This is a genomic window from Streptomyces sp. NPDC005775 (assembly GCF_042871565.1).
Classification (GTDB): domain Bacteria; phylum Actinomycetota; class Actinomycetes; order Streptomycetales; family Streptomycetaceae; genus Streptomyces.
In genome coordinates, this window is record NZ_JBIAIU010000007.1 from 181,948 (window position 1) to 201,787 (window position 19,840).

The 19,840-nt window shown below is 72.4% G+C and carries 19 protein-coding genes; 7 read left to right on the top strand and 12 right to left on the bottom strand.

Annotation, left to right across the window (positions count from 1 at the left end):
• Positions 1-100 precede the first annotated feature (100 nt).
• The 3 genes from ACFYPA_RS18455 to ACFYPA_RS18465 are packed head-to-tail and all read right to left on the bottom strand — an operon-like array spanning position 101 to position 2,700.
• A complete protein-coding gene (locus ACFYPA_RS18455; RefSeq protein ID WP_389132876.1) occupies positions 101-1,114 on the bottom strand; it encodes an NAD(P)/FAD-dependent oxidoreductase in 1,014 nt (337 codons plus the stop codon).
• Positions 1,111-1,632, bottom strand: a complete 522-nt coding sequence (locus tag ACFYPA_RS18460; protein ID WP_359079247.1) for an isoprenylcysteine carboxylmethyltransferase family protein — start codon at positions 1,630-1,632, stop codon at positions 1,111-1,113. The genes ACFYPA_RS18455 and ACFYPA_RS18460 overlap by 4 nt, the downstream gene beginning before the upstream one ends.
• 12 nt (positions 1,633-1,644) lie before the next feature.
• Complete coding sequence (locus ACFYPA_RS18465; protein ID WP_359079249.1) at positions 1,645-2,700, bottom strand: 3-oxoacyl-[acyl-carrier-protein] synthase III C-terminal domain-containing protein; 1,056 nt, start codon at positions 2,698-2,700, stop codon at positions 1,645-1,647.
• Positions 2,701-2,819: 119 nt separating this feature from the next.
• Between ACFYPA_RS18465 and ACFYPA_RS18470 the strand changes: the two genes are divergently transcribed.
• Positions 2,820-3,692 carry a UbiA family prenyltransferase gene (locus tag ACFYPA_RS18470; protein ID WP_359079251.1) on the top strand — a complete coding sequence of 291 codons (873 nt, stop codon included), beginning with the start codon at positions 2,820-2,822 and terminating at the stop codon, positions 3,690-3,692.
• 16 nt (positions 3,693-3,708) lie between these two features.
• Here the strand turns inward: ACFYPA_RS18470 and ACFYPA_RS18475 are convergent, their stop codons facing one another.
• The 3 genes from ACFYPA_RS18475 to ACFYPA_RS18485 all read right to left on the bottom strand — a co-directional run bounded on the left by ACFYPA_RS18475 (position 3,709) and on the right by ACFYPA_RS18485 (position 5,379).
• A complete protein-coding gene (locus ACFYPA_RS18475; protein ID WP_359079253.1) occupies positions 3,709-4,227 on the bottom strand; it encodes a hypothetical protein in 519 nt (172 codons plus the stop codon).
• Between the two features lie 39 nt (positions 4,228-4,266).
• Positions 4,267-5,001 carry an SDR family oxidoreductase gene (locus ACFYPA_RS18480; RefSeq protein WP_359079255.1) on the bottom strand — a complete coding sequence of 245 codons (735 nt, stop codon included), beginning with the start codon at positions 4,999-5,001 and terminating at the stop codon, positions 4,267-4,269.
• Between the two features lie 198 nt (positions 5,002-5,199).
• The gene (locus ACFYPA_RS18485; protein WP_359079257.1) at positions 5,200-5,379 is read right to left on the bottom strand and encodes a DUF6381 family protein; all 180 of its coding nucleotides are present in this window, start codon (positions 5,377-5,379) and stop codon (positions 5,200-5,202) included.
• A 181-nt stretch (positions 5,380-5,560) separates the two neighbouring features.
• Between ACFYPA_RS18485 and ACFYPA_RS18490 the strand changes: the two genes are divergently transcribed.
• Both ACFYPA_RS18490 and ACFYPA_RS18495 read left to right on the top strand, forming a co-directional pair.
• On the top strand, positions 5,561-6,250 hold the full coding sequence (locus tag ACFYPA_RS18490; RefSeq protein WP_359079259.1) for a ribonuclease H: 690 nt from the start codon (positions 5,561-5,563) through the stop codon (positions 6,248-6,250).
• A 153-nt stretch (positions 6,251-6,403) separates the two neighbouring features.
• Complete coding sequence (locus ACFYPA_RS18495) at positions 6,404-7,135, top strand: CDP-alcohol phosphatidyltransferase family protein (RefSeq protein ID WP_359079261.1); 732 nt, start codon at positions 6,404-6,406, stop codon at positions 7,133-7,135.
• Here ACFYPA_RS18495 and ACFYPA_RS18500 read toward each other — a convergent pair.
• The gene (locus ACFYPA_RS18500; protein ID WP_359079263.1) at positions 7,104-7,550 is read right to left on the bottom strand and encodes an adenylyltransferase/cytidyltransferase family protein; all 447 of its coding nucleotides are present in this window, start codon (positions 7,548-7,550) and stop codon (positions 7,104-7,106) included. The genes ACFYPA_RS18495 and ACFYPA_RS18500 overlap by 32 nt on opposite strands.
• A 215-nt stretch (positions 7,551-7,765) precedes the next feature.
• On the opposite strand from ACFYPA_RS18500, the gene ACFYPA_RS18505 reads away from it, so the two are divergent.
• From ACFYPA_RS18505 to ACFYPA_RS18515, 3 genes are read left to right on the top strand one after another with little or no spacing between them, the layout of a single operon-like run.
• Positions 7,766-9,028 carry a glycosyltransferase gene (locus tag ACFYPA_RS18505; RefSeq protein WP_359079266.1) on the top strand — a complete coding sequence of 421 codons (1,263 nt, stop codon included), beginning with the start codon at positions 7,766-7,768 and terminating at the stop codon, positions 9,026-9,028.
• Positions 9,025-10,764 carry a lipopolysaccharide biosynthesis protein gene (locus ACFYPA_RS18510; RefSeq protein WP_359079268.1) on the top strand — a complete coding sequence of 580 codons (1,740 nt, stop codon included), beginning with the start codon at positions 9,025-9,027 and terminating at the stop codon, positions 10,762-10,764. The genes ACFYPA_RS18505 and ACFYPA_RS18510 overlap by 4 nt, the downstream gene beginning before the upstream one ends.
• Positions 10,761-12,005, top strand: coding sequence for a hypothetical protein (locus ACFYPA_RS18515; protein ID WP_359079270.1), 1,245 nt, complete (start codon positions 10,761-10,763; stop codon positions 12,003-12,005). Before ACFYPA_RS18510 ends, ACFYPA_RS18515 begins: the two co-directional genes overlap by 4 nt.
• On the opposite strand, the gene ACFYPA_RS18520 is transcribed toward ACFYPA_RS18515, so the two are convergent.
• On the bottom strand, positions 11,974-13,488 hold the full coding sequence (locus ACFYPA_RS18520) for a hypothetical protein (protein ID WP_359079272.1): 1,515 nt from the start codon (positions 13,486-13,488) through the stop codon (positions 11,974-11,976). The two genes, ACFYPA_RS18515 and ACFYPA_RS18520, sit on opposite strands and share 32 nt — an antisense overlap.
• Before the next feature lie 122 nt (positions 13,489-13,610).
• Between ACFYPA_RS18520 and ACFYPA_RS18525 the strand changes: the two genes are divergently transcribed.
• Entirely contained in the window at positions 13,611-14,771 is a 1,161-nt protein-coding gene (locus ACFYPA_RS18525; RefSeq protein ID WP_359079275.1) for a glycosyltransferase, read from the top strand.
• A 1-nt stretch (position 14,772) separates the two neighbouring features.
• Here ACFYPA_RS18525 and ACFYPA_RS18530 read toward each other — a convergent pair whose 3' ends face one another.
• The 4 genes from ACFYPA_RS18530 to gmd all read right to left on the bottom strand — a co-directional run bounded on the left by ACFYPA_RS18530 (position 14,773) and on the right by gmd (position 19,803).
• Positions 14,773-15,600 carry a glycosyltransferase family 2 protein gene (locus ACFYPA_RS18530; RefSeq protein ID WP_359079277.1) on the bottom strand — a complete coding sequence of 276 codons (828 nt, stop codon included), beginning with the start codon at positions 15,598-15,600 and terminating at the stop codon, positions 14,773-14,775.
• On the bottom strand, positions 15,597-16,292 hold the full coding sequence (locus tag ACFYPA_RS18535) for a hypothetical protein (RefSeq protein ID WP_359079280.1): 696 nt from the start codon (positions 16,290-16,292) through the stop codon (positions 15,597-15,599). The genes ACFYPA_RS18530 and ACFYPA_RS18535 overlap by 4 nt, the downstream gene beginning before the upstream one ends.
• Entirely contained in the window at positions 16,289-18,547 is a 2,259-nt protein-coding gene (locus tag ACFYPA_RS18540) for a LamG domain-containing protein (RefSeq protein ID WP_359079281.1), read from the bottom strand. Before ACFYPA_RS18540 ends, ACFYPA_RS18535 begins: the two co-directional genes overlap by 4 nt.
• A 242-nt stretch (positions 18,548-18,789) precedes the next feature.
• Positions 18,790-19,803, bottom strand: coding sequence for a GDP-mannose 4,6-dehydratase (gene gmd, locus ACFYPA_RS18545; protein WP_359079283.1), 1,014 nt, complete (start codon positions 19,801-19,803; stop codon positions 18,790-18,792).
• Positions 19,804-19,840: the final 37 nt, after the last annotated feature.

Here is a 19,840-nt window from a genome sequence, read left to right on the forward strand (position 1 = left end):
TGCCACAGCAACTCGGCGATGATCATGTGGCGTTGTGGCGTACCCGGCCGGCCGACGGTCCTGGGGCCCGCACCGGCCGGGATCCGGTACGACACCGTCTCTACTGCAGTGCGCGCACCGCCGCACCGAACAGAGCCGGAGCCCGGTGTGCGGCGGGGACGATCATCCGTGCCGTGGCGGGGCGCCGGGCCAGCGACAACAGTCCCTCCGTGAGCAGCCGGTGACGCCGGGTCAGCCGCGACCATGCCGCCGGGTAGTCCTGTGGACGGCCTGCGGCGAGCGCGTCCACCGCCGCGCCGGCCGTCGCCACGGCGAGGGCGACCCCCTCACCGGTCAGCGCGTCGACATAGCCCGCGGCGTCGCCGACCAGCAGGACCCGCCCCGCCCGACGGCCCCGCGCCCGCTGGCGCAGGGGCCCGGCGCCGCGCACGGCACCGGCCTCCCGGCCCAGAAGCGTCGCCGCGAGGGCCGGGAAGGCCGCCAGCTGGTTCCCGTACGCGCGACGCTCCCCGCTGAGCACGGCCACACCCACCAGCCCGTCCTGGAGCGGCGTCACGTACGCCTCCCCGTACCGGGACCAGTGCACCTCCACCAGCTCCGTCCAAGGGGCGACGCGGTAGTGACGGCGCAGCCCGTACCGGCGCACCGCCGTACCGGGCCCGTCCAGGCCGAGCCCGCGGCGGACGGGGGAGTGCAGCCCGTCGGCCGCGACCAGCCAGCGGGCGGTCAGCCCGCAGGCGCGGACCCGGTCGTGTTCCTGCCGTACCTCCGCGACCTTCCCCGGCACGATCCGGACGCCGAGGCCGACCGCCCGCGCGTGCAGCGCGGTGTGCAGCGCCGTCCGCCGCACCCCGAGCCCGGACCGGCCGCGGAACGCCGCCTCCACGCTCCGCGCACCCGCCACGTACCGGATTCCGTGCAGGGGGCGGCCGGGCACATCGACGCCCAGAGCGCGCAGCGCCGCCACCCCGCTGGGCATGATGCCCTCGCCGCATGCCTTGTCCACGGGGGCGGCGCGGGGCTCGACGACGACGGCCTCCATGCCGAGCGAGGCCGCCCGGATCGCCGCCGCCAGGCCGGCCGGGCCACCGCCCGCGATCAGGAGATCGATCACGCCGGCACGCCCCCGGACGGGGCGAGCGCCGCCTCCTCGCACCGCACCCGTACGGTCATGAGTGCCGCGTTGAGCAGGGTGAAGAGGACCGCGGTCACCCACGCGCCGTGGACCAGCGGCAGCGCGATCCCCTCGGCGGCGACGGCGACGTAGTTGGGGTGGCGCAGCAGACGGTAGGGCCCGCCCGTCACCAGCGGCAGCCCCGGCACCACGATGACGCGGGTGTTCCACCGGTGTCCGAGCGTACGGATGCACCACCAGCGCAGGGCCTGTGCGGCCAGCACCACGGCCGCCATCGTCCAGCCGAGCAGCGGCACGAACGGCCGGTCCGCCAGTGCGGCCTCGGCGAGACAGCCCGCCAGCAGTGCGGTGTGCAGGGCCACCATCGCCGGATAGTGACCGCGGCCCGACTCGGTACCGCCCCTGGCCAGCGCCCAGCGCGTGTTGCGCAGGGCGACGGCGAGTTCGGCCAGGCGCTCACCCGCCACAGCCAGCACCAGTGCCGTATACCAGATCATGTGTCCTCCGACCTACCAGCGCAGCAGCACCAGTTCGCAGCAGAATCCGGGCCCCATGGCCATCAGCAGGCCCGGGGAGCCCCGCTCGGGCCGCCGCTGCTCCAGCGTGTCCCGCAGGACGTGGAGCACCGAGGACGAGGACAGGTTCCCCACCTCGGACAGCGAACGCCAGGTGACGTCGAGGGCCCCGTCGGGGAGCGAGAGGGCGTCGGAGACGGCCTCCAGGACCTTGGGGCCGCCGGGGTGGCACACCCAGTGGGCCACGTCCTTCGGCTTGAGCCCGTGCTCCGCGAGGAAGTCGCCCACGTCGTCCGCGAGATGGCGGCGCACGACGTCGGGGACGCCCGGATCGAGTACGACCTTGAAGCCCGAGTCGCCGATGTCCCAGCCCATGACGTGCCCGGTGTCCGGGTACATGCGGCTGCGCGTGTCCACCACCTCGGGGCCCGCATCCGACGCCCTGCCCTCGCCGAGCGCCACCACGGCGGCGCCGCCGTCGCCGAACAGGGCGGTCGCCACCAGGTTGGCGGGCGAGGCGTCGCCGCGCTGGAACGTGAGGGAGCACAGCTCGACCGAGAGGAGCACCGCCACGTCGTCGGGCCGGCCGAGCAGATAGTCGTGGAGCCGGGCGATTCCCGCGGCCCCGGCGACACAGCCGAGCCCGAAGACCGGCAGCCGTTTCACATCCGGGCGCAGACCGAGCCGCCCCACGAGCCGGGCGTCGACGGAGGGGGCGGCCACGCCGGTGACCGAGGTGAACATCAGCAGGTCCACGTCGGTGGGCCGCAGTCCCGCTGCCCGCAGCGCGCCGCGCAGCGTCTCGGCGCCCAGATCCACGGCCGCCTCGATGAACACGTCGTTGGCGTCCCCGAAACCGTCCAGTTCCGCGTAGCGCTCCAGCGGCAGCACCATGTTCCGGGTGCGCACCCGGGCGTTCTCGTGCAGCCGGTCCAGGACGCGCCTGTCTGCCCCCGGCGGCAGACAGGCGCGGGCCACCATGTCGGTGACCTCGCGCTGGGTGTGGCGGTACGGGGCCAGGGTGCCGTGCACGGCTGCGATCCGGGTCATCCGGGGCCCTGCTTCTCAGACGTCATGGCCCATCCCTGCCCCCACATGAGGGACAAAACACCGTAAACAACCCGTGCGGCTGTCAGGCCCGCCGGGTCCGGAGTACCTACGATCACGTGATGGGCACTCAGGACCCGTCCCGCGCCTACGCCGAGACCGCGTGGCCGCTCCGCCGCACGGCGCAGGGGCTGGCACGCTCCTGCCACCCGGGACCGGTGGTCGCGGTGACCGCGATCGCCGGCGCCCTCGGTGCGGGCGTCGGCCTCGACGGTCCCCGCTGCGCGCTGCTCGTCGCGGCCGTGCTGAGCGGCCAGCTCTCCGTGGGGTGGTGCAACGACGCCTTCGACGCCCGCCGGGACGCCGCCGCCGGGCGCCGCGGCAAACCGGTGGCCGACGGGTCGGTGGGCCGCCGGACCGTCTGGGCGGCGGCGTTCACCGCCGCCCTGCTGTGCGTTCCGCTCTCCCTGGCCTGTGGCCCGCTCGCCGGTGCGGCGCATCTGACGGCCGTGGCCGCCGCCTGGGCGTACAACCTGAGGCTGAAGGCGACGGTCCTGTCCTGGCTTCCGTATGTCATCGGGTTCGGCACGCTGCCCGCCGTGGCCGCGCTGACCCTGCCGGGCAGCCCCGGGCCGACGTGGTGGGCGGTGACCGCGGGGGCGCTGCTGGGCCTGGCGGCCCACCTGGGCGACGTCCTGCCCGACATCGAGGACGATCTGCGCCACGGAGTGAGCGGCCTGCCGCACCGGCTGGGGGCCACCGCCACCGGACTGCTGCTGCCGGTCCCCCTCGTGGCGGCCTCCGCGGTTTTGGCCCTCGGCCCGGCCGGGCCGCCCGGCCCATGGGGAGCCGCGACGCTCGCCGTCGCCGCGCCGGTGGCACTCGCGGGCCTCCTGCTCGCCCGTACCTGGCGCAAGGCACCGCTCGCCGCGGCGGCCCTCGTCGCCGCGGCGGACGTGACACTCCTCCTCGTCCGCGGCACCGCCCCGGTGTGACCCGGCTCCACGACCGTCACACGGCGCGCAGCCAGTTGTCGAGCAGCCGGATCCCGGAATCGGTCAGGCCCAGCCCCGGATCGACGCGATGCAGCAGGGCGGGCCCGTCGTGATGCGCGGCGACCCAGCGCCGGTCCCGGTCGGTGATCTCGTCGTCCACCCACGCGAAGGCCCGCCCCGCCGCCCAGCCGACGAGCGTGCGTGTCTTCCAGTGCAGGCCCGCCCGCACGTCCCGCTCCTCCTCTTCGGAAGGGGCGGGCCACATGACCACACGGAGCTCCGGCAGCCCGAGCCGGGGTGCGACGACCGCGTTCGCCTCGCCCTCCCACGTCGTCGCCCAGACCGGCTCGCACGCGAGCGAGGCCAGCCGGGGCCCGAGCGCCGGGTCGATCCTGGCGATCAGGGGATGGCCCCCCGCTCCCGCCGGAAGCGGCCCTCCCGGGTACACCGGGTGCCCGCCGGGGCGGGGGCCGAACGGGATGAGGGGGCCGTCGACATCGAGGAAGAGCAGCGGCAGCCCGTCTGTACCGGTCACCGCCGCACCGTACAGCCGGAGCGAGGGCGGCCCGGGCGGTCAGCGGCCGCCCGCCACCCGCAGAATCGCTCCGGTGGCGTACGAGGCGTCGTCCGAGAGCAGCCAGGCGACAGCGCCGGCGATCTCCTCGGGCTGACCCGGCCGGCCGAGCGGAATCGCGCCGGCGGCCTTGTCAGGACGCTCGGGGTCCGCGTGGAATCCGGTCCGGATGATGCCGGGGGCCACCGCGTTGACGCGAATGCCGGCCGGCCCGACCTCCTTGGCCAGTCCGACGGTCATCGTGTCCACAGCGGCCTTCGCCGCGGCGTAGTGGACGTACTCGCCCGGACTCCCGAGGGTGGCCGCGGCCGACGACATGTTCACGATCGCCCCGCCGCCCGACCGGCTCATGTCGCGCACGGCGCGCCGCGCGCAGAGCAGATAGCCGACGACGTTGACGTCCAGGGCGCGCCGGAGCCCGGCCGCGTCGGCGTCGGCGAGCGGGCCCAGCGGGCCGCTGACCCCGGCGTTGTTGACCAGACCGGTGACCGGCCCGAGCTCCGCCGCCGCGGTGTCGAAGAGCCGGTCGACATCGGCCTCGTCGCTCGTGTCCACGCGTACCGTGACACAGCTCCGGCCCGTCTCCCGAACGGCGCCGGCGACACTTTCCGCCGCTGCCGCGTCGGAGTGGTAACCCAGCGCGATGTCATGGCCGTCGGACGCCAGACGGGTGCAGACGGCGGCACCGATGCCTCGGCTGCCGCCCGTGACGACGGTGACCGGATGACGGCTCATGGGCAGGCCCCTCACTTCTGTGCGACGCCGACGTGACGTCCGCGGTGGGGCCCCATCGTAAGGAGCGATGATCAACTTCCCGCCGGGTGGGTCTTCGACGTCCGGGCACGGGGGTCTGCGCGGCCGTGCACACGCCGATGGGCTGCCACCCCCTCATGGAAGGGCGGCAGCCCATGGTCCGCGCGTGGCCGCGGAGGACTACAGGGGGCGGTCGCCGCCGCGGCCGGCCGGCTGCTCGCTCTGCTCGTGCAGCTTCCGGGCCTTCTCCTGGAGCCGGCGCCGCTGCTCCGGGTCGCTGGTGCGCTCCGCGGCCTCGGTCATGTGCCTGGCCTTCTCGCGCATCTGCTGGGCTCGGCCGGTTTCTCCTGCAACGCTCATCGTCGCTCCTTGAACGGTAGGGAAGAGCGGTCACCCTCAGAGAAGCAGCGCTGCGTGAACAGCGCATTCCGAACCGTTACGTACGGTAAAAGGGCCAGGTGGGGTGGGTCCGAGGCCCGGATCGGCACGCGTCGCGGAACCGGCGTCATCCGGGCGTGCCGGCGCTGGCATGATCAGGGGTATGAACGAGCGCATGATCGCCGCGTGTGACGGGGCGTCGAAGGGTAATCCGGGGCCGGCCGCCTGGGCCTACGTGGTGGCCGACGCGGACGGCAGACCGCTGCGGTGGGAGGCCGGACCGCTGGGCACCGCCACCAACAACGTCGCGGAGCTCACCGCCCTGCGGGAACTGCTGGAGTCGCTCGACCCGGGCGTGGCGCTCGAAGTCCGGATGGACTCGCAGTACGCGATGAACGCCGTGACCAAGTGGCTGCCGGGCTGGAAGCGCAACGGCTGGAAGACCTCGGCGGGCAAACCCGTCGCCAACCGTGACCTGGTGGCCCGCATCGATTCCCTGCTCACCGGACGAACCGTCGAGTTCGTCTACGTGCCGGCCCATCAGGTGGACGGCGACCCGCTGAACGCGCTGGCCGACCAGGCCGCCAGCGAAGTGGCCGTGGCCCAGCGCGCGGCGGGCACCTCGCAGGGCTCCGCCGACCTGCCCGTCCCCGCACCCTCCCGCGCCACCGAGGGCCGGGGCACCGGGGGAGCGGCGAAGAAGACGGGGAGCGCGGCCCGTTCCGGCGGCGCGACCATCCGTGCCAGGTTCGCCGGCCGGTGCCACTGCGGAAAGTCGTACGCGGCCAAGGAGATGATCGCCAAGAACGATCACGGCTGGGGCCACCCGGAGTGCCGGACCGCCACCGCCTGACGCGGCACCCCCGCCTGCGGAGCCGCCACACGGCGCTCCTCCCCGTCCGGCCGCGGTGATCCCGCCCGCGCGGAGCGGTGTGCATGCCATGATGCGGCTCCGGCGGCGAGGTCGACTCGCGGCCGGAGCCGATGGCGACACGCTGGGGGGCGTATGGAAAGCACGGTTGCGGTGCTGCGTGAGCTGCGCGGGGCGCAGAAGTCGGCCAAGGGGGTCTCGCTCTACTCGCGGTACGTGAACCGGCCGGCCGGCCGGATCTTCGCGGCCGCTGCCTACCGCCTCGGCATGACGCCTAATCAGGTCACCCTGGTGAGCGCGGCGTTCACCTTCGCGGCCCTCGCGGCGGTGGCCCTCGTCCGCCCCGGCTGGGGGGTGGCGGTCCTGGTCTACCTGGGGCTGGCCGTGGGGTTCGCCCTCGACTCGGCGGACGGGCAGCTCGCCCGGCTCACCGGCCGCGGCGGTCCCGACGGCGAATGGCTGGACCACGTCGTCGACTGCGCGAAGATGATCCTGGTCCACACCGCCGTACTGATCTCCTTCCACCGCTACTTCGGCCTCGGCTCCGACGGCTGGCTGCTCCTGCCGCTCGGCTTCCTGTTCGTCGCGGTGCTCACCTTCTGTGCCGGGCTGCTGCGTGAGCAGTTGGGCAGGGCCGCGGCCCGTTCCGCGCCCACGGGCGGGGCGCCGGGCGGGCCCGTGTCCCTGCTCCGGGCGGTCGCGCTGCTGCCGGCGGACTACGGCGTGTTCTGCCTGGTGTTCCTGCTGCTCGGCGACGAGACGGCGTTCCGGACCGGATACGCCGCGCTCGCCGCCGTACACGCGCTGTTCCTGATCGCGTTCCTCGGCAAGTGGTTCAGGGAGCTGAAAGCGCTCCGGGCAGGCTGACCAGCGTGTCCAGCGCCCGGCGCAGCTGGGTGCTGGAGGTGTGCACGGTGTACGGGAAGTAGACGACCTCCACGCCGACCTCGGCGAAGTCGCGCTCCAGCCGTTTGCCCTTCTCCGTGTCGCGCCAGTCGTCCCCCTTGAAGATGACGTCGAACCTGACCTGTTGCCAGGTCTCGACCTTGTCGGGGACGGTCTCGACGAAGGCCGCGTCCACGTACCGCACGCTCCGGACGATCTCCAGCCGCTCCGGCAGTGGAATGACTGGTTTGTGACCCTTGGCCAGCGTGGCCATCTCGTCCGAGACGACACCCGCGACCAGGTAGTCGCACTGACTGCGGGCATGTCGAAGGATGTTGAGGTGGCCTATGTGGAACAGGTCGTAGACCCCCGGCGCGTAGCCGACCCTGTGCACCATCCGTTCTCTCCCCCCACGGTGTGAACGTGATCTCCGTGTCCCGCCGCCAGGTGTCCGGACATGGCATCCGGTGCGGTGGGATATCGGTATCGGTGTTGATGGTGCAACGACCTTACTGTGAAGACCACTTGCGCATCTCGTGAACGGATAAGCTCACTTTTGGGGCCGTTCCTTGGGGGGAACACAGGTGGTTCCTGGGGGAAGGTGATCGTCCTATGCCAGAAAATGAGCACCGCAAGCCGCTCGACGGCCGCCGTCTGCTGGTGGTCTCGACGAACTACGCGCCCGAGCTGACCGGGATCGGCCCGTACGCCGCGCAACTCGCCGAGCACTGGGCCCGGTCCGGCGCCGACACCCATGTGCTGACCGGCATGCCGCACTACCCCTCATGGCGGACCGAGGCGGCCTACCGGGGGGTGTGGAGGGCCGAGGAACGGCGCGCGGGCGTCACCGTCCATCGGCGAAGACACTACGTACCGCCCCGTCAGGGCGCCCTGCGCAGAGCGGCGTTCGAGGTGAGTGTGCTCGCGCACGGTCTCGTCGCCCCGCCCGCGCTGCGGCCCGACGCGGTGATCTCCCAGCTGCCGAGCCTCGCCGGCGGCGTCATCGGCGCCCGGCTCGCCCGTCGCCACGGCATCCCCTACATACCCGTCGTGCAGGACCTGATGGGCGCGGCCGCCGCGCAGAGCGGTATCCGAGGCGGCGGCAGAGCGGCCGCCCTGGCGGCTCGGGCCGAGCGGTACGCGCTGGGGTCCGCGACACTGGTCGGCGTCATCCACGAGAGCTTCGTCCCCCGGGTCACCGCCTACGGGGTCGACCCGGGCCGTATCCGGCTGGTTCCCAACTGGAGCCACGTCCAGCCCCCTTCGGCCGACCGTGCTGCGACGAGGGCCCGCCTCGGCTGGCCCGAGGGCACGCCGGTCATCCTGCACTCCGGCAACATGGGACTCAAACAAGGGCTGGACGTCCTCGTCGACGCGGCCCGGCTCGCTCCGGAGATACGCGTCGTGCTGATGGGGGACGGCAGTCAGCGCGCCGCCCTGCTGGACCGCGCGTCCGGCCTGCCCAATCTCGACTTCCTGCCGGCCGCCGGCGCGGACGAGTTCACCGACATCCTGGCCGCCGCCGATGTCCTCGCCGTGACCCAGCGCGCGTCCGTGCTGGACATGAGCGTGCCCTCCAAGCTCACCTCCTACTTCGTCTCGGGCCGCCCCGTCATCGCCTCCGTGGCGGACGGGGGCGGCACCGCCCAGGAGGTGCAGCGCTCGGGAGCCGGACTCCTCGTCGCCCCCGAGGACCCGGCCGCGGTGCTCGCGGCGGTCCGCAAACTCGTCGAGGAACCGGAAGCCGCTGACGCCATCGGCTCCAACGGACCGCGCTACGTGGCCCGCCACCTCGGCCGGGACGCCGGTCTCGCCCGCTTCGACGCACTGCTCACCGAGGTCCTTGCGGACGCCGAAGGGAGACACCGCCGATGACCCACCCGATCCGCGCCCTGGAGGACCAGGACGAACCCGCGCTGCTGAGGGACCAGTTCCGCCAGCTCCTGCGCTACCGCTCCCTGCTCGCGTGCGGTGTCGTCGTCGGACTGCTCGGCGCCGGATGGCTGGCCCTGAGCGGCGAGGACACCTACACCTCCACCGGCGAGGTGTCCGTACGCACCGCCACGTCGGACCCGTTCGCCGCCGGCGCCTCGGCCGACAAGGGCATCAACATCGGGTCCGAGCGCCAGACCGCGGTCAGCGACGCCGTGGGTACCGTCGCCGTCGGCTCACTGGCCAAGTCCGGCGACGTCGTGGAGGTGGAACCGCTGCTCTCCGGCCTCCAGGTCACCAACCCGCCCAACACCCTGGTGCTCAGGTTCTCCTACACCGGCCCCACCCCCGAAGAGGCGAGGGCCCGGGCCCAGGCCCTCGCGGAGGCCTATCTGGAGATACGCAGGGAGCGCACCGAGAACAGCATCGACAACATGGTCGACGGCTACCGCGCCCAGCTGAAGCCGCTCACCGAACAGCGCGACCGGCTGGCGGAGCAGGAGACCGGCACGGTGGGCGACGACGTGACCAGCGCACGGGCCAACCTCATCGTCTCCATCTCCGAACTGAGCCAGAAGATATCGGAGTTGCGCGCCCTCGACACCACACCCGGCTACCTGAACACGAAGCCCGTCGCGCCCCGGGCGCCCAGCGGTGCCGGGCTGCCCCTGCTCCTCGGGCTCGGCGGTGTCGTCGGCCTCGCGCTCGGCCTGCTGCTGTCCTGGGTACGGCTCGTCTTCGACCCCGCCGTGCGCTCCACCAGGGAGCTCGTCCGCTCGCTCGGCGCCCCGCTGCTCGGCACCCTGCCCCGCGAACGCGCCGCGGCCGGGACTCTGCTCGCCATCGGTCGCGGAGGCAGCAGACTGGCCGAGGAGTACCGGGCGGTGGCCTTCCGGCTCGCCTACGACCCGTCGTTCACCGAGCGCCGCCGGCTCCTGGTCACGGCGCCCCGCGGCGACAACGACATGGCGACCGCCGCGGCGGCCAACCTGGCGGCGGCCTTCGCCGAGATGGGGCGCGACGTCCTGCTGGTCGAGGCCGATCTGAGGGCCCCCTCCCTGGCCGGGGAACTCGGCGTGACCGGCCGCGGCGCCCGGCCCGGCTGGGCCGTCGGCGACGAGCGCACCTGGCCCTCGGACAGCCGCACCAACGTCGACGTGCCCGGGTCGGGAGCCTTCACCCTGGTCGCCGGCCGGCGTACGGACAACGTGTCCCGCGCCCTGACCTCCGCGCCCCTGAACCGGATCCTCGCCGAGGGCGGCCGGCCGGGAGCCGTCGTCATCGTGCTGGCCCCGCCCGTGCTCTCGTACGCCGACGCCGTCGCGCTCATCGACCGCGTGGAGGGCGTCGTCGTGGTCTGCGACCCGCGCGAGGTGCACCGCAGCGACCTGGAGCGCATCCGCGAGGTCATCGGCGCCGCGGGCGGCTCCGTGCTCGGCACCCTGCTCCACCCCGGATACGGTCGCCTGGAGCGGCGGGCCCGCCGGAAGGCGGCCGGACGCCGTGGCCGCGGCGGCCCGACACCGGCGCACGGTTACGACGGCGTGGAGGGGGACGCCCTCGACCGGGCGGACGATGCCGGGCACACCGGCGACCCCACCGAGACGCTCGGTCTGCGCACGCTGGACAGCGGCAACGGACGCGGCGGCGGCCACAGCAGCACCGCGGGACACAGATGAGGGCACGCACCGCGGTCGTCTGCTCGATCGCGGACCAGGGGGTGGCCGCGCTCACCAACATCCTGGTCCTCGTGGTGGCGGCCCGGCTCTCCACCGTCGCCGACTTCGCCCGCTTCTCCGCCGTCTACCTCGTCTTCTCCGTACTGCTGGGCGTGTCCGGCGCCTACACGGGACAGCCCCTGGTGCTGCGCCGGGGGACGAGCGACGCGACACGCGGCGCCTGCCGGTCCGCCGTCGGCTTCACCCTGCTCGCCTCGGCCCTCGTCGGCGGCCTGCTCGCCGCCGTCTGCGCGATGCTGCCGGGGGAGACGGCACGGGCACTGACGGTGCTCGGGCTCGTGCTGCCGGTCGTCCTCGCCCAGGACACGGCCCGGTACGCCTTCGCGACCCTGCACGCCCAGCACGTGGCGCTGGCCGCCGACACCCTCCGGCTGATCTGCGTCCTCGGCGCGCTGGCCGTACAACCGCACGGCACCCCGGCGACCCGGCTGGTCACCGTCTGGGGACTCTCCGCCCTGCCCGCGCTCCTGCTGTCCGCGGTCGTGCTGCACCGCAGGACGGCCGGCACCCCGGTGCTGCTGAAACCCCATCTGGGCAAGGGACACCTCGGCCGGCGGTTCGTCGTCGAGTTCGGCGTGGGCAACGCGACGAGCCAACTGTCCGTGCTCGGGCTCGGCGCGGTCGGCAACCCCCTCGTCGTCGGCGCCCTGCGCGGCGCCACCACCCTCTTCGGCCCGCTGAACGTGCTGTTCACCTCGGCCACCGGCTTCGGCCCCCCGATCCTCGGACGGCTCGCCACCGATCGCCTCAGGGTGCGCGCCACCGCGGCCCTGGCCGGCTCCCTGGCGGTGACCGCCGCCGGCTGGGCCACCGTCCTCGCCCTGCTCCCCGGCTCGGTCGGCCGCCAACTGCTCGGCGACACCTGGCCGACGGCGGCGGCGCTGCTCCCGGCGACCGGCAGCCAGTACGCGGCGATGGCCGTCGGCACCTGCGGCCTGCTGGCGCTCAGGCTGCTCGATCCGCGCACCACGCTCGCCATCCAGGTCGTCTTCTCCCTCGCCGCGGTCGCCTTCCTCACCGGCGGCTACCTGCTGGGCGGGGTGCTGGGCGCCGCCTGGGGCCTGTGCCTGGGATCCGTCTGCAAGGCCGTCGCCACCTGGACCCGGGTGGCCCGGCTCACCCGCCGGGGAGAGACGGGACACCCCCCGGTCAGTGCGACCGCCGTCGGCTCCGGTCCGTGAAACTCGTGACGAGCGCCAGGCACAGTGCCGCGATGGCGAGCTTGCCGACGGCCTGGAGCAGCGGCCCGCGCAGCAGGATGAAGGTGTAACCCGCGATCAGCGGCGCCGCTATCGCCAGGACGCTGCCGGGCCCCGGCCCGTCCCGCGACACCGCCCGCGCATACCGGCGGTCGGTGCGCGCCGCCGCGTATCCGATCAGGGCGAGCCCGCCGATCAGGCCCGGCGCCCCGAAGTCCACCCACAGCTCGGTCCACAGCGGCGCGGAGAGGTTGGTCATGTTCATCCCCATCCACTGCCCCACCCGCACCCCGGTGTCCTCCGGCTTGCCGCTCCACGCCGCCCGTGGCACGAAGAAGAAGGCGGAGCCCGCCAGTTGGCGGCCGTAGGTATGGCCGAAGGTGTCGACCCAGGAGATCGTGTTGGCGAACATCACCGTCTGGTCGTAGTCCTTGGTGGCCAGCGGCTCGAACACGGACGACGACTGGACCGGCCGGTACCCGGAGTCGTCGTAGCGGAACCTGTCCGCGTACGGGAACAGCACCAGGGCGCCCACCACCCCCATGGCCAGCACCGAGCGGTACATCGCCGCGCTGCTGGGGAACGCCGTGAACAGCAGTGAGACCAGCACGGTCAGGAACCAGTAACGGGCGTTGGATATGGGGTTGTTCACCACCAGGTTGACCGCAGCCAGCGCGGTCCACACGAGGACGGTGGACGGCGAGCGCCGGGCCCGGCGCGACGTCACCAGCCGCCGCGTGCAGAAGAGCAGCGCCAGCAGGGCCGGGACCGTGCCGAAGCCCTTCAGGAACGCCGAGCCCACATTCGACTCCCCGGACGTGACGCCGCTCGCCGCGACCGAGGCGCTGATCTCCTGCCTGCTGGAGAAGAACACGGCCGGCCCGCCGAGCTTCATCACGTAGTAGCCGCTCGCCGCGAACGCGAGCAGCACCAGGAGCCGCAGCCTGACCGGGTGCGCGATCGCGGGTCTGCCGCCGCCCCGGGCCGTGGTACGCCGCCGCAGCGGACGACGGGAGGCCAGCAGCGCCCCCAGGTCGAAGGCGGCGCACCCCACCAGGATCAGCGCGATCGCCGTGACCAGATCGGAGCGCGGCCCGACCATCGGCGTGGGCGTATGACCGATGACCGCCTGGGCGAACGGCGCGACCCCCATCGCGATGTACACGAACATCCAGAAGACGCCCTGCAGCAGGCGCCGCCCGGTGGACAGGATCATGGTGGCGAGCCGGGCCCCGGCGTAACACGTCAGCACGAGTTGCAGCCAGTACGCGGTGTCCCGTGAGCCGGTCCCGGGCTGGGCGGCGATCAGCGCGGGCAGGAAGCAGACCAGCCCCAGGATGAGCGGCACGGCCATGGCCCGCGACAGCATCGCCCAGGACATCGGCCTGGCCGGCGGCTCCACCGTACGGCGCGGGCCGCTCCCGCGGACGGACGTGGACGGCGGAGTCCGGTGCACGGACGTCATGGTTCCCCCCGTTCCGTGAATCCGTGAGCCGGTGAGGCTGCGAACACCTTAACGAATCAACCCACTTGAGGTGAGGTGATGACTAGTCTGTGAGCAGTCGGCCGAGGTTGAGGGGAACCCTGGTGAAGATCCTGCACATCGTCACTCTGCACACCCCGGACCACGCCTTCGGCGGTCCGACCCGCGTGGCGCTGAACCTTTCGAAGGTCCAGCGCGCCGGGGGTGACGACGCGCGGATCATGGCCCTGGGCGACGGCTTCGACGGCCCGCTGCCCGGCGAGGTGGAGGGCGTGCCCGTCCACCTCTTCCGGGCCCGCCACCTGCTGCCGATGTTCGAGGTGAGCGGCATCACCTCCGGATCCCTCCTGCGCACAGCTCGCCGCATGATGCGCGGCGCCGACCTCGTCCACGTTCACCTGATGCGCGACCTGGTGACGCTGCCGGCCGCCCTGCTCGCGCTGGCCACCCGCACCCCGCTCGTCGTCCAGACGCACGGCATGGTGGACCCCACGGAGAAACGGGTGGCCCAGCTGACCGACCTCCTGGGCGTACGGAAGGTCCTGCGCGGCGCGGACGCGGTGCTCCACCTGACGGAGGCCGAACGGATCGATGTGAACGCCGTAGCGGCCCCCGTCGCCCTCACCCGGACCGTACGCCTGGTCAACGGCGTGTGCCCGCAGGAGTTCAAGCCCGCCCGTGGCCCCGCCCGTGCTCCGACCGTGCTCTTCCTCGCCCGGATCCAGGAGCGCAAGCGACCCGAGGACTTCGTCGCCGCGATGCCCGCGGTCCTGGCGAAGCATCCGGACGCACGGTTCGTCCTTGCCGGGCCCGACACCGGCGCACTCGCCGCCACGCTGCGCCTGGCCCGCGGCCTGGGCGTGCTGGACTCACTCGACCACGTCGGACCGCTGGACCACGAAGAGGTGCTGGCCGCCGGACGGCGGGCCGATGTGTACGTCCTGCCGTCGATCGAGGAACCACTGGGCGTCTCGGTCCTGGAAGCGATGTCCGTCGGAACCCCCGTGGTCATCACCCGCACCTGCGGCCTCGGCCCCGACGTCGCGCGGGCCGGAGCCGGCCGGGTGATCGACAGCCGGGCGGGTGAGGACGAGGACAACGCGGGCAAGGTCGCGCAGGCGGTCCTGGAACTGCTGGAGCCCGAGGCCAACGCGGAGGCGGGGAGGGCCGCCTGGGAGCTGGTCAACGGGCACTTCACCATCGACGTCGTGACGGGGACGCTCCGGCGGACCTACGAGGACGTGGTCCGCCGGAAGCGCGCGTGAGTCAAACAGCCGGGCCCTCCCGCGACTTGAGCGCGATCTGCCATCGGTAGAAGCTCATCGCGAGGGCGAAGTCGAGTCCCGCCCGCCCGTCCAGGAAGCCCCGCCGGTACACGTACATGTACGCGAAGGACACCAGCGGTTTGAACGGTGCCTTGTGGAAGAGCTGCCCCTGCCGGGACTTGACCCGGCGCACCTGCTCCTTGACGTCGGGGTGGTGCTCCAGCCACGCCTCCCAGTCCGAGTACCGGTTGTGCCGTTCGAACCAGGCCGTCACCGGGTCGAGGTCCTGGTGCTCGATCGGATTGCGGAGCGATCCCGCACTCTCCGCGACCGGCTGGTAGTGCCCCTCCACCTCGCCGATGCCGGGCGCGGCGAGATCCCCCACCTCCGGGTAGTGGCTGCGCGTGCGGTCGGTCAGCGAGCGCTTGCGGATGGTGTAGCCGTGCCGCAGCCGCTTGCCCGAGAACCAGTAGCCCAGCGGGATGTCGTACGCCGCCGGCCTGGGCGCGTCCGGATCGGCGAAGACCTGGCGCAGCTCGGCCAGCAGGCCGGGGCTCAGCCGTTCGTCGCCGTCGAGCAGCAGGATCCAGTCCAGGTCCGTGCGGACGTGGTCCAGGCACCACTGCTTCTTCCGGGGGTGCCCCCCGTCCCAGGTGTACATGACGACCTCGGCCCCGCACTCGGCGGCGATCTTCGCCGTGTCGTCGGTGCTGTGCGAGTCGACGACGACGACCGCCTCGAAATGGCCGAGGACCGAGTTCACCGCCTCGGCGATGTTGAGCCCCTCGTTCTTCGTGGGGATCGCCACGGCTATCGGCAGTCTGCTCATCCGTTGTCTCCTTCGGGCAGCCAGGCGTAGCAGCCTGTGGAGGTGAAGGCGCGGGCCGCCTCCGGGATCGTGATGACGGTCCGTTTCCCGTCGTCGGACGAGCCCTGGGCCAGGTCTTTGCCGTCCGGCCCGGTGATCTGCCAGCCGCACGTCTTGGTGGGGGCGACATCGCGGTAGCGGCCCGGACGCACCTGCTTGCCCGTGTACGTGCCGTCGGCGTACCCACCCGAGGCACGGTCGACCAGCGCCTCGTGCTGTGTGCACAGGTGCTCGACGGCGGGTTCCGCGTGGGCGATCTCCCCCGTGATGATCGCGCCCACGGCCGTGTCCCGGTCCACCTTGACCAGGTACGTCAGCCGGTCGCAGGTCTCCTGCCCGGTCTGGAGCACGGCTGCGGGGTCCATGCCCCTGGGAACCCGGTCGACGAGGTACTCCTTCTGCTTCTTCGTGAACGAGCCCGTTGCCGGGCTGAGTTCGCCGGCCGGAATCTTCGGCGGCTCGCTGGACGGGGAGGCCTGCGGACCGGTGGAGTCGGCGGCGGCGGCGGGTCCGGGTCCGGCGACCGGGCCCGAGGTGGCCGCCGGACCCGCGCCGGCCGCCTTCTCCTCGCCCCCGCCCGAGGACGAGCCGCAGGCGGCCAGCGCCGCCGCCATCACGACGGCGGCGGCGCCGGCCAGGAACGGATACCTCATCCACCCGTCCTCAGCGCGTAGTGGGCGGAGATCTTCGTGCCGCTCAGCGCGGTCGGGTAGACCGCCGTCTCGTCGATCTGCCCGGCGAAGAAGTTGCTCGTCGGACGGTTCGGCCAGCCGGCCATGTTGTCCCCGCCGACCCGCCAGTAGCCCTGGTAGCTCCGGTTGCCGGTGTACAGCGGATTGGACGCACGCAACTGCCCGTCGACGTACAGTGCCATGCCTCCTGAGCCCTGGGTGGCCACCACGTGGTGCCAGGCCCCGTCGTTGTAGGCGGCCGGGGTGGTCACCGTCCGGTAGCCACCGCTGTACACCCCGAACATCAGGCGACCGTCATTGCGCATGTAGACCTGTTTGTCGTGCTGGGCGCTGTTCTCCATGGTCATGTTGCCGAACCCGATGATCTTCCCTCCCCTGGTGGTCGTGGTCTTGATCCAGGTTTCCGTGGTGAACGTGGCCGGCTGGGCGTGCGGCCGATTGCTGTACACGTACTCGTCCGTGCCGTTGAACCCGATCGCGGTCGAAGGACCGGCGATCGCGGCCGGAGTCTGCCGGTACGAGGGGGCGTTGCGCAGGAAGCCGTTGTTCAGCCCTCCCGAGGCATCGGCGGCGAACGTCGACGTGCCCTCGTCGTAGCGCCAGTACAGCGAGGCGCCGTCGGCGATCACTCTGGCCGGGTAGGCCTCCGGAGCGGACGCCACGGCCGCGGTCGCCGCAGGTGACTTGGCGCTGGTGTTGGTGCCGTCACTCGCGCTGATCCGGTACGTGTGCGTCTCACCGGGTGCCACGTCCCGGTCCGTCCACGTCAGCTGCGGCCGGTTCCAGAACAGCGAGGTCGCCGCGACCGTGTGCACGGGAGTGCTCGCACCGTCCTTGTAGATCCGGTAGGTCAGCTCCCCGTCGTCGGTGTCGAAACTGGTCTGCCAGTTCACGTCCACCTCGCCCGGCCGTACCGTGGAGACACTGGCGTTGGGCACCCAGGGCGCCCCCGTGTCGGGGCCGTCGGCGAACCGGGTCAGGCCCTGCTGCGCCGAGCCGTTGACGGTGGTGAACTCGCCGCCCACCCACAGGTAGTGGTGACCGCCCTTGTCCGTCTGCGCCATCACCCGCGGGCCGACCGGCTCCCCGATGCCGTCATTGGTGTCCGGGAACCACGGCAGCAGCTTCGGGTCGTCCACCGCCTGGGCCAGCAGGTGCTTGCGCGGCTGGTCGGGGAACTCGCCCATGGACGAGCAGTCATGGGCGTGGCTGCCGCTGTACAGCACCCCGTCATGCACCAGCAGGGCCTGCGTCGCACCCAGGCAGGTGTCGCGCCAGACCTGGGAGAAGGTGGTCAGGTCGAGCGCGATCCGGCCGTCGAAGACGCCACCACCGGTGCCTTCGTTCGCGGTGTAGAACTGGGTGGCGTCCGAGGTCAGGTCCTGGACCGTCGAGGTGTTCGGAATGAATCCCGGATAGCTCTTGTCCAGGGCGCCCGTGGTGGCGTCCACCACGGCCAGCGCGTGCGAGTTCGTCCCGTTGACGGTGAAGAAGTCGCCGCCGATCACCACGTGCGAGCCGTCGGGGGTGACCTCCACGGCCCGGCCGACCTCGTCCGTGTTCGCGGTGAACGGCTTGAGCTGGGCGCCGGTGGTCACGGCGGCGAACTTGTTCCGCGTCTGCCCCGCGACGCTGTTGAAGTCGCCTCCGAGATACACCGTGTCGTCGGTGACGGCCAGCGCCCGCACGGTCGCCGAGACGGCGACCTTGAAGTTCTGGCGCGGGGTGCACGTGGCCGTGTCGACGGCCGCGATGTTACTGACCCCGACCCCGTTGACCGCGCCGAACTGGCCCCCTGCGTAAAGGGTGTCACCGTCCGGGGACAGTACGAGGGAGCGCACGGTCGCGGTTCCGGAGGAGAGGGTGAACGACAGGCTGCAGCCCGTCGGCGCACCCGTCGCGGCGTCGAACGCGGCGAAGTTCACCGCGGGCTGTTCCGATGTCCCGGCTGCCGCGTCCGGCGGCCGGACTGTGGAGAAGGTGCCGCCCGCGTAGACGACCCCGTCGGCGGAGGCGGCCATCGACCAGACGATGCCGTTGGTCTGCCAGGTCGACAGGTCGTCGGCGGTGAGCGACACCGGCGCGGTGAGGGCCGCTGCCGGGGAGCTCCCGGCAGCGGCGGCGCTCAGGGCCCCGGCGAGCAGACACAGCGCGGCGGCCGCGGCACGCGTGCGGCCGCGTGCGCGGGGTCTGCGCCCCGTACTTGCGTTCATCATTCAGCTCCGAAGGTGAGAACGAGCTGCGGCCGGCAGGCCGCGGTTTGCGACGTCGCCGGACCAGATGCGGAGGCGTCCGTTCCGCTGCTGGTCGGAGCGAGTGAGTAGGCGGAGCCCAGGGCCCCGCCCGGTACCGGCGCGTCCGGCTCCACCGAGTAGTCGGGGGAGACGGCTGTCGCGCCGGAGATCGTCCCCGGCACCGTCGCGGCGGGCGACGGGCGGGTGTCGCGGGTGACCGCCGGCTACCGGTCGACCCGCACGGCAGCTCCGGTGAGCTGGTCGGTCAGCAGCCGGACATCGGCGTCGACCATGATCCGGGCCAGCTCCCGCGACTTCACGGCGGGCTTCCAGCCCAGCAGTTCCGCGGCCTTGGACGCGTCCCCGATCAGCGCGTCGACCTCGCTGGGACGCTCGTACTTCGCGTCGTAGCGGACGTGCTCGTGCCAGTCGAGACCGGCGTGCTCGAAGGCGTACTCCAGGAACTGCCGGACGCTGACCCCCTCACCGGTCGCCACCACGTAGTCGTCCGGGGTGTCGCACTGGAGCATCCGCCACATGGCGTCCACGTACTCGGGGGCGTACCCCCAGTCGCGCACCGCGTCCAGGTTCCCCAGGTGCAGGTGCGTCTGCAGACCCGCCTTGATCCGGGCGACCCCGCGAGTGATCTTCCGGGTCACGAAGGTCTCCCCGCGCCGCGGCGACTCGTGGTTGAACAGGATGCCGTTGACCGCGAACATCCCGTACGCCTCGCGGTAGTTGACCGTCGCCCAGTACGAGTAGACCTTGGCGACGCTGTACGGGCTGCGCGGGTGGAAGGGGGTCTGCTCGTTCTGCGGCGGCGGGCTGGCGCCGAACATCTCCGACGAGGACGCCTGGTAGACGCGGGTGTCGATGCCGCTGGCGCGTACGGCCTCCAGCAGCCTGACCGTGCCCAGACCGGTGATGTCACCCGTGTACAGCGGGGCGTCGAAGGAGACCCGCACGTGCGACTGCGCGCCGAGGTTGTAGACCTCGTCGGGCCGGATGTCGCGCAGCAGGTTCACCAGCGCGACCCCGTCGGCGAGATCGGCGTGGTGCAGCACGAACGAACGGTCCTTCTCCTCCGGACCCTGGTAGATGTGGTCGATCCGCTCGGTGTTGAAACTCGACGAGCGGCGGATGAGGCCGTGGACCGTGTATCCCTTCTGGAGCAGCAGCTCGGACAGGTACGAACCGTCCTGTCCGGTCACGCCGGTGATGAGCGCGGTCTTCGCCACGTCTCCCCTTTCTGTGGTCGCCTGAAAGGCGGTCGGT

Excerpts from the sequence above, each read along its gene's own strand:
- ACFYPA_RS18460 (WP_359079247.1), bottom strand. The coding sequence starts at position 1,632 with ATGATCTGGTATACGGCACTGGTGCTGGCTGTGGCGGGTGAGCGCCTG.
- ACFYPA_RS18465 (WP_359079249.1), bottom strand. The coding sequence starts at position 2,700 with ATGACCCGGATCGCAGCCGTGCACGGCACCCTGGCCCCGTACCGCCAC.
- ACFYPA_RS18470 (WP_359079251.1), top strand. The coding sequence starts at position 2,820 with ATGGGCACTCAGGACCCGTCCCGCGCCTACGCCGAGACCGCGTGGCCG.
- ACFYPA_RS18480 (WP_359079255.1), bottom strand. The coding sequence starts at position 5,001 with ATGAGCCGTCATCCGGTCACCGTCGTCACGGGCGGCAGCCGAGGCATC.
- ACFYPA_RS18485 (WP_359079257.1), bottom strand. The coding sequence starts at position 5,379 with ATGAGCGTTGCAGGAGAAACCGGCCGAGCCCAGCAGATGCGCGAGAAG.
- ACFYPA_RS18490 (WP_359079259.1), top strand. The coding sequence starts at position 5,561 with ATGAACGAGCGCATGATCGCCGCGTGTGACGGGGCGTCGAAGGGTAAT.
- ACFYPA_RS18495 (WP_359079261.1), top strand. The coding sequence starts at position 6,404 with ATGGAAAGCACGGTTGCGGTGCTGCGTGAGCTGCGCGGGGCGCAGAAG.
- ACFYPA_RS18500 (WP_359079263.1), bottom strand. The coding sequence starts at position 7,550 with ATGGTGCACAGGGTCGGCTACGCGCCGGGGGTCTACGACCTGTTCCAC.
- ACFYPA_RS18505 (WP_359079266.1), top strand. The coding sequence starts at position 7,766 with ATGCCAGAAAATGAGCACCGCAAGCCGCTCGACGGCCGCCGTCTGCTG.
- ACFYPA_RS18510 (WP_359079268.1), top strand. The coding sequence starts at position 9,025 with ATGACCCACCCGATCCGCGCCCTGGAGGACCAGGACGAACCCGCGCTG.
- ACFYPA_RS18515 (WP_359079270.1), top strand. The coding sequence starts at position 10,761 with ATGAGGGCACGCACCGCGGTCGTCTGCTCGATCGCGGACCAGGGGGTG.
- ACFYPA_RS18520 (WP_359079272.1), bottom strand. The coding sequence starts at position 13,488 with ATGACGTCCGTGCACCGGACTCCGCCGTCCACGTCCGTCCGCGGGAGC.
- ACFYPA_RS18530 (WP_359079277.1), bottom strand. The coding sequence starts at position 15,600 with ATGAGCAGACTGCCGATAGCCGTGGCGATCCCCACGAAGAACGAGGGG.
- ACFYPA_RS18535 (WP_359079280.1), bottom strand. The coding sequence starts at position 16,292 with ATGAGGTATCCGTTCCTGGCCGGCGCCGCCGCCGTCGTGATGGCGGCG.
- ACFYPA_RS18540 (WP_359079281.1), bottom strand. The coding sequence starts at position 18,547 with ATGATGAACGCAAGTACGGGGCGCAGACCCCGCGCACGCGGCCGCACG.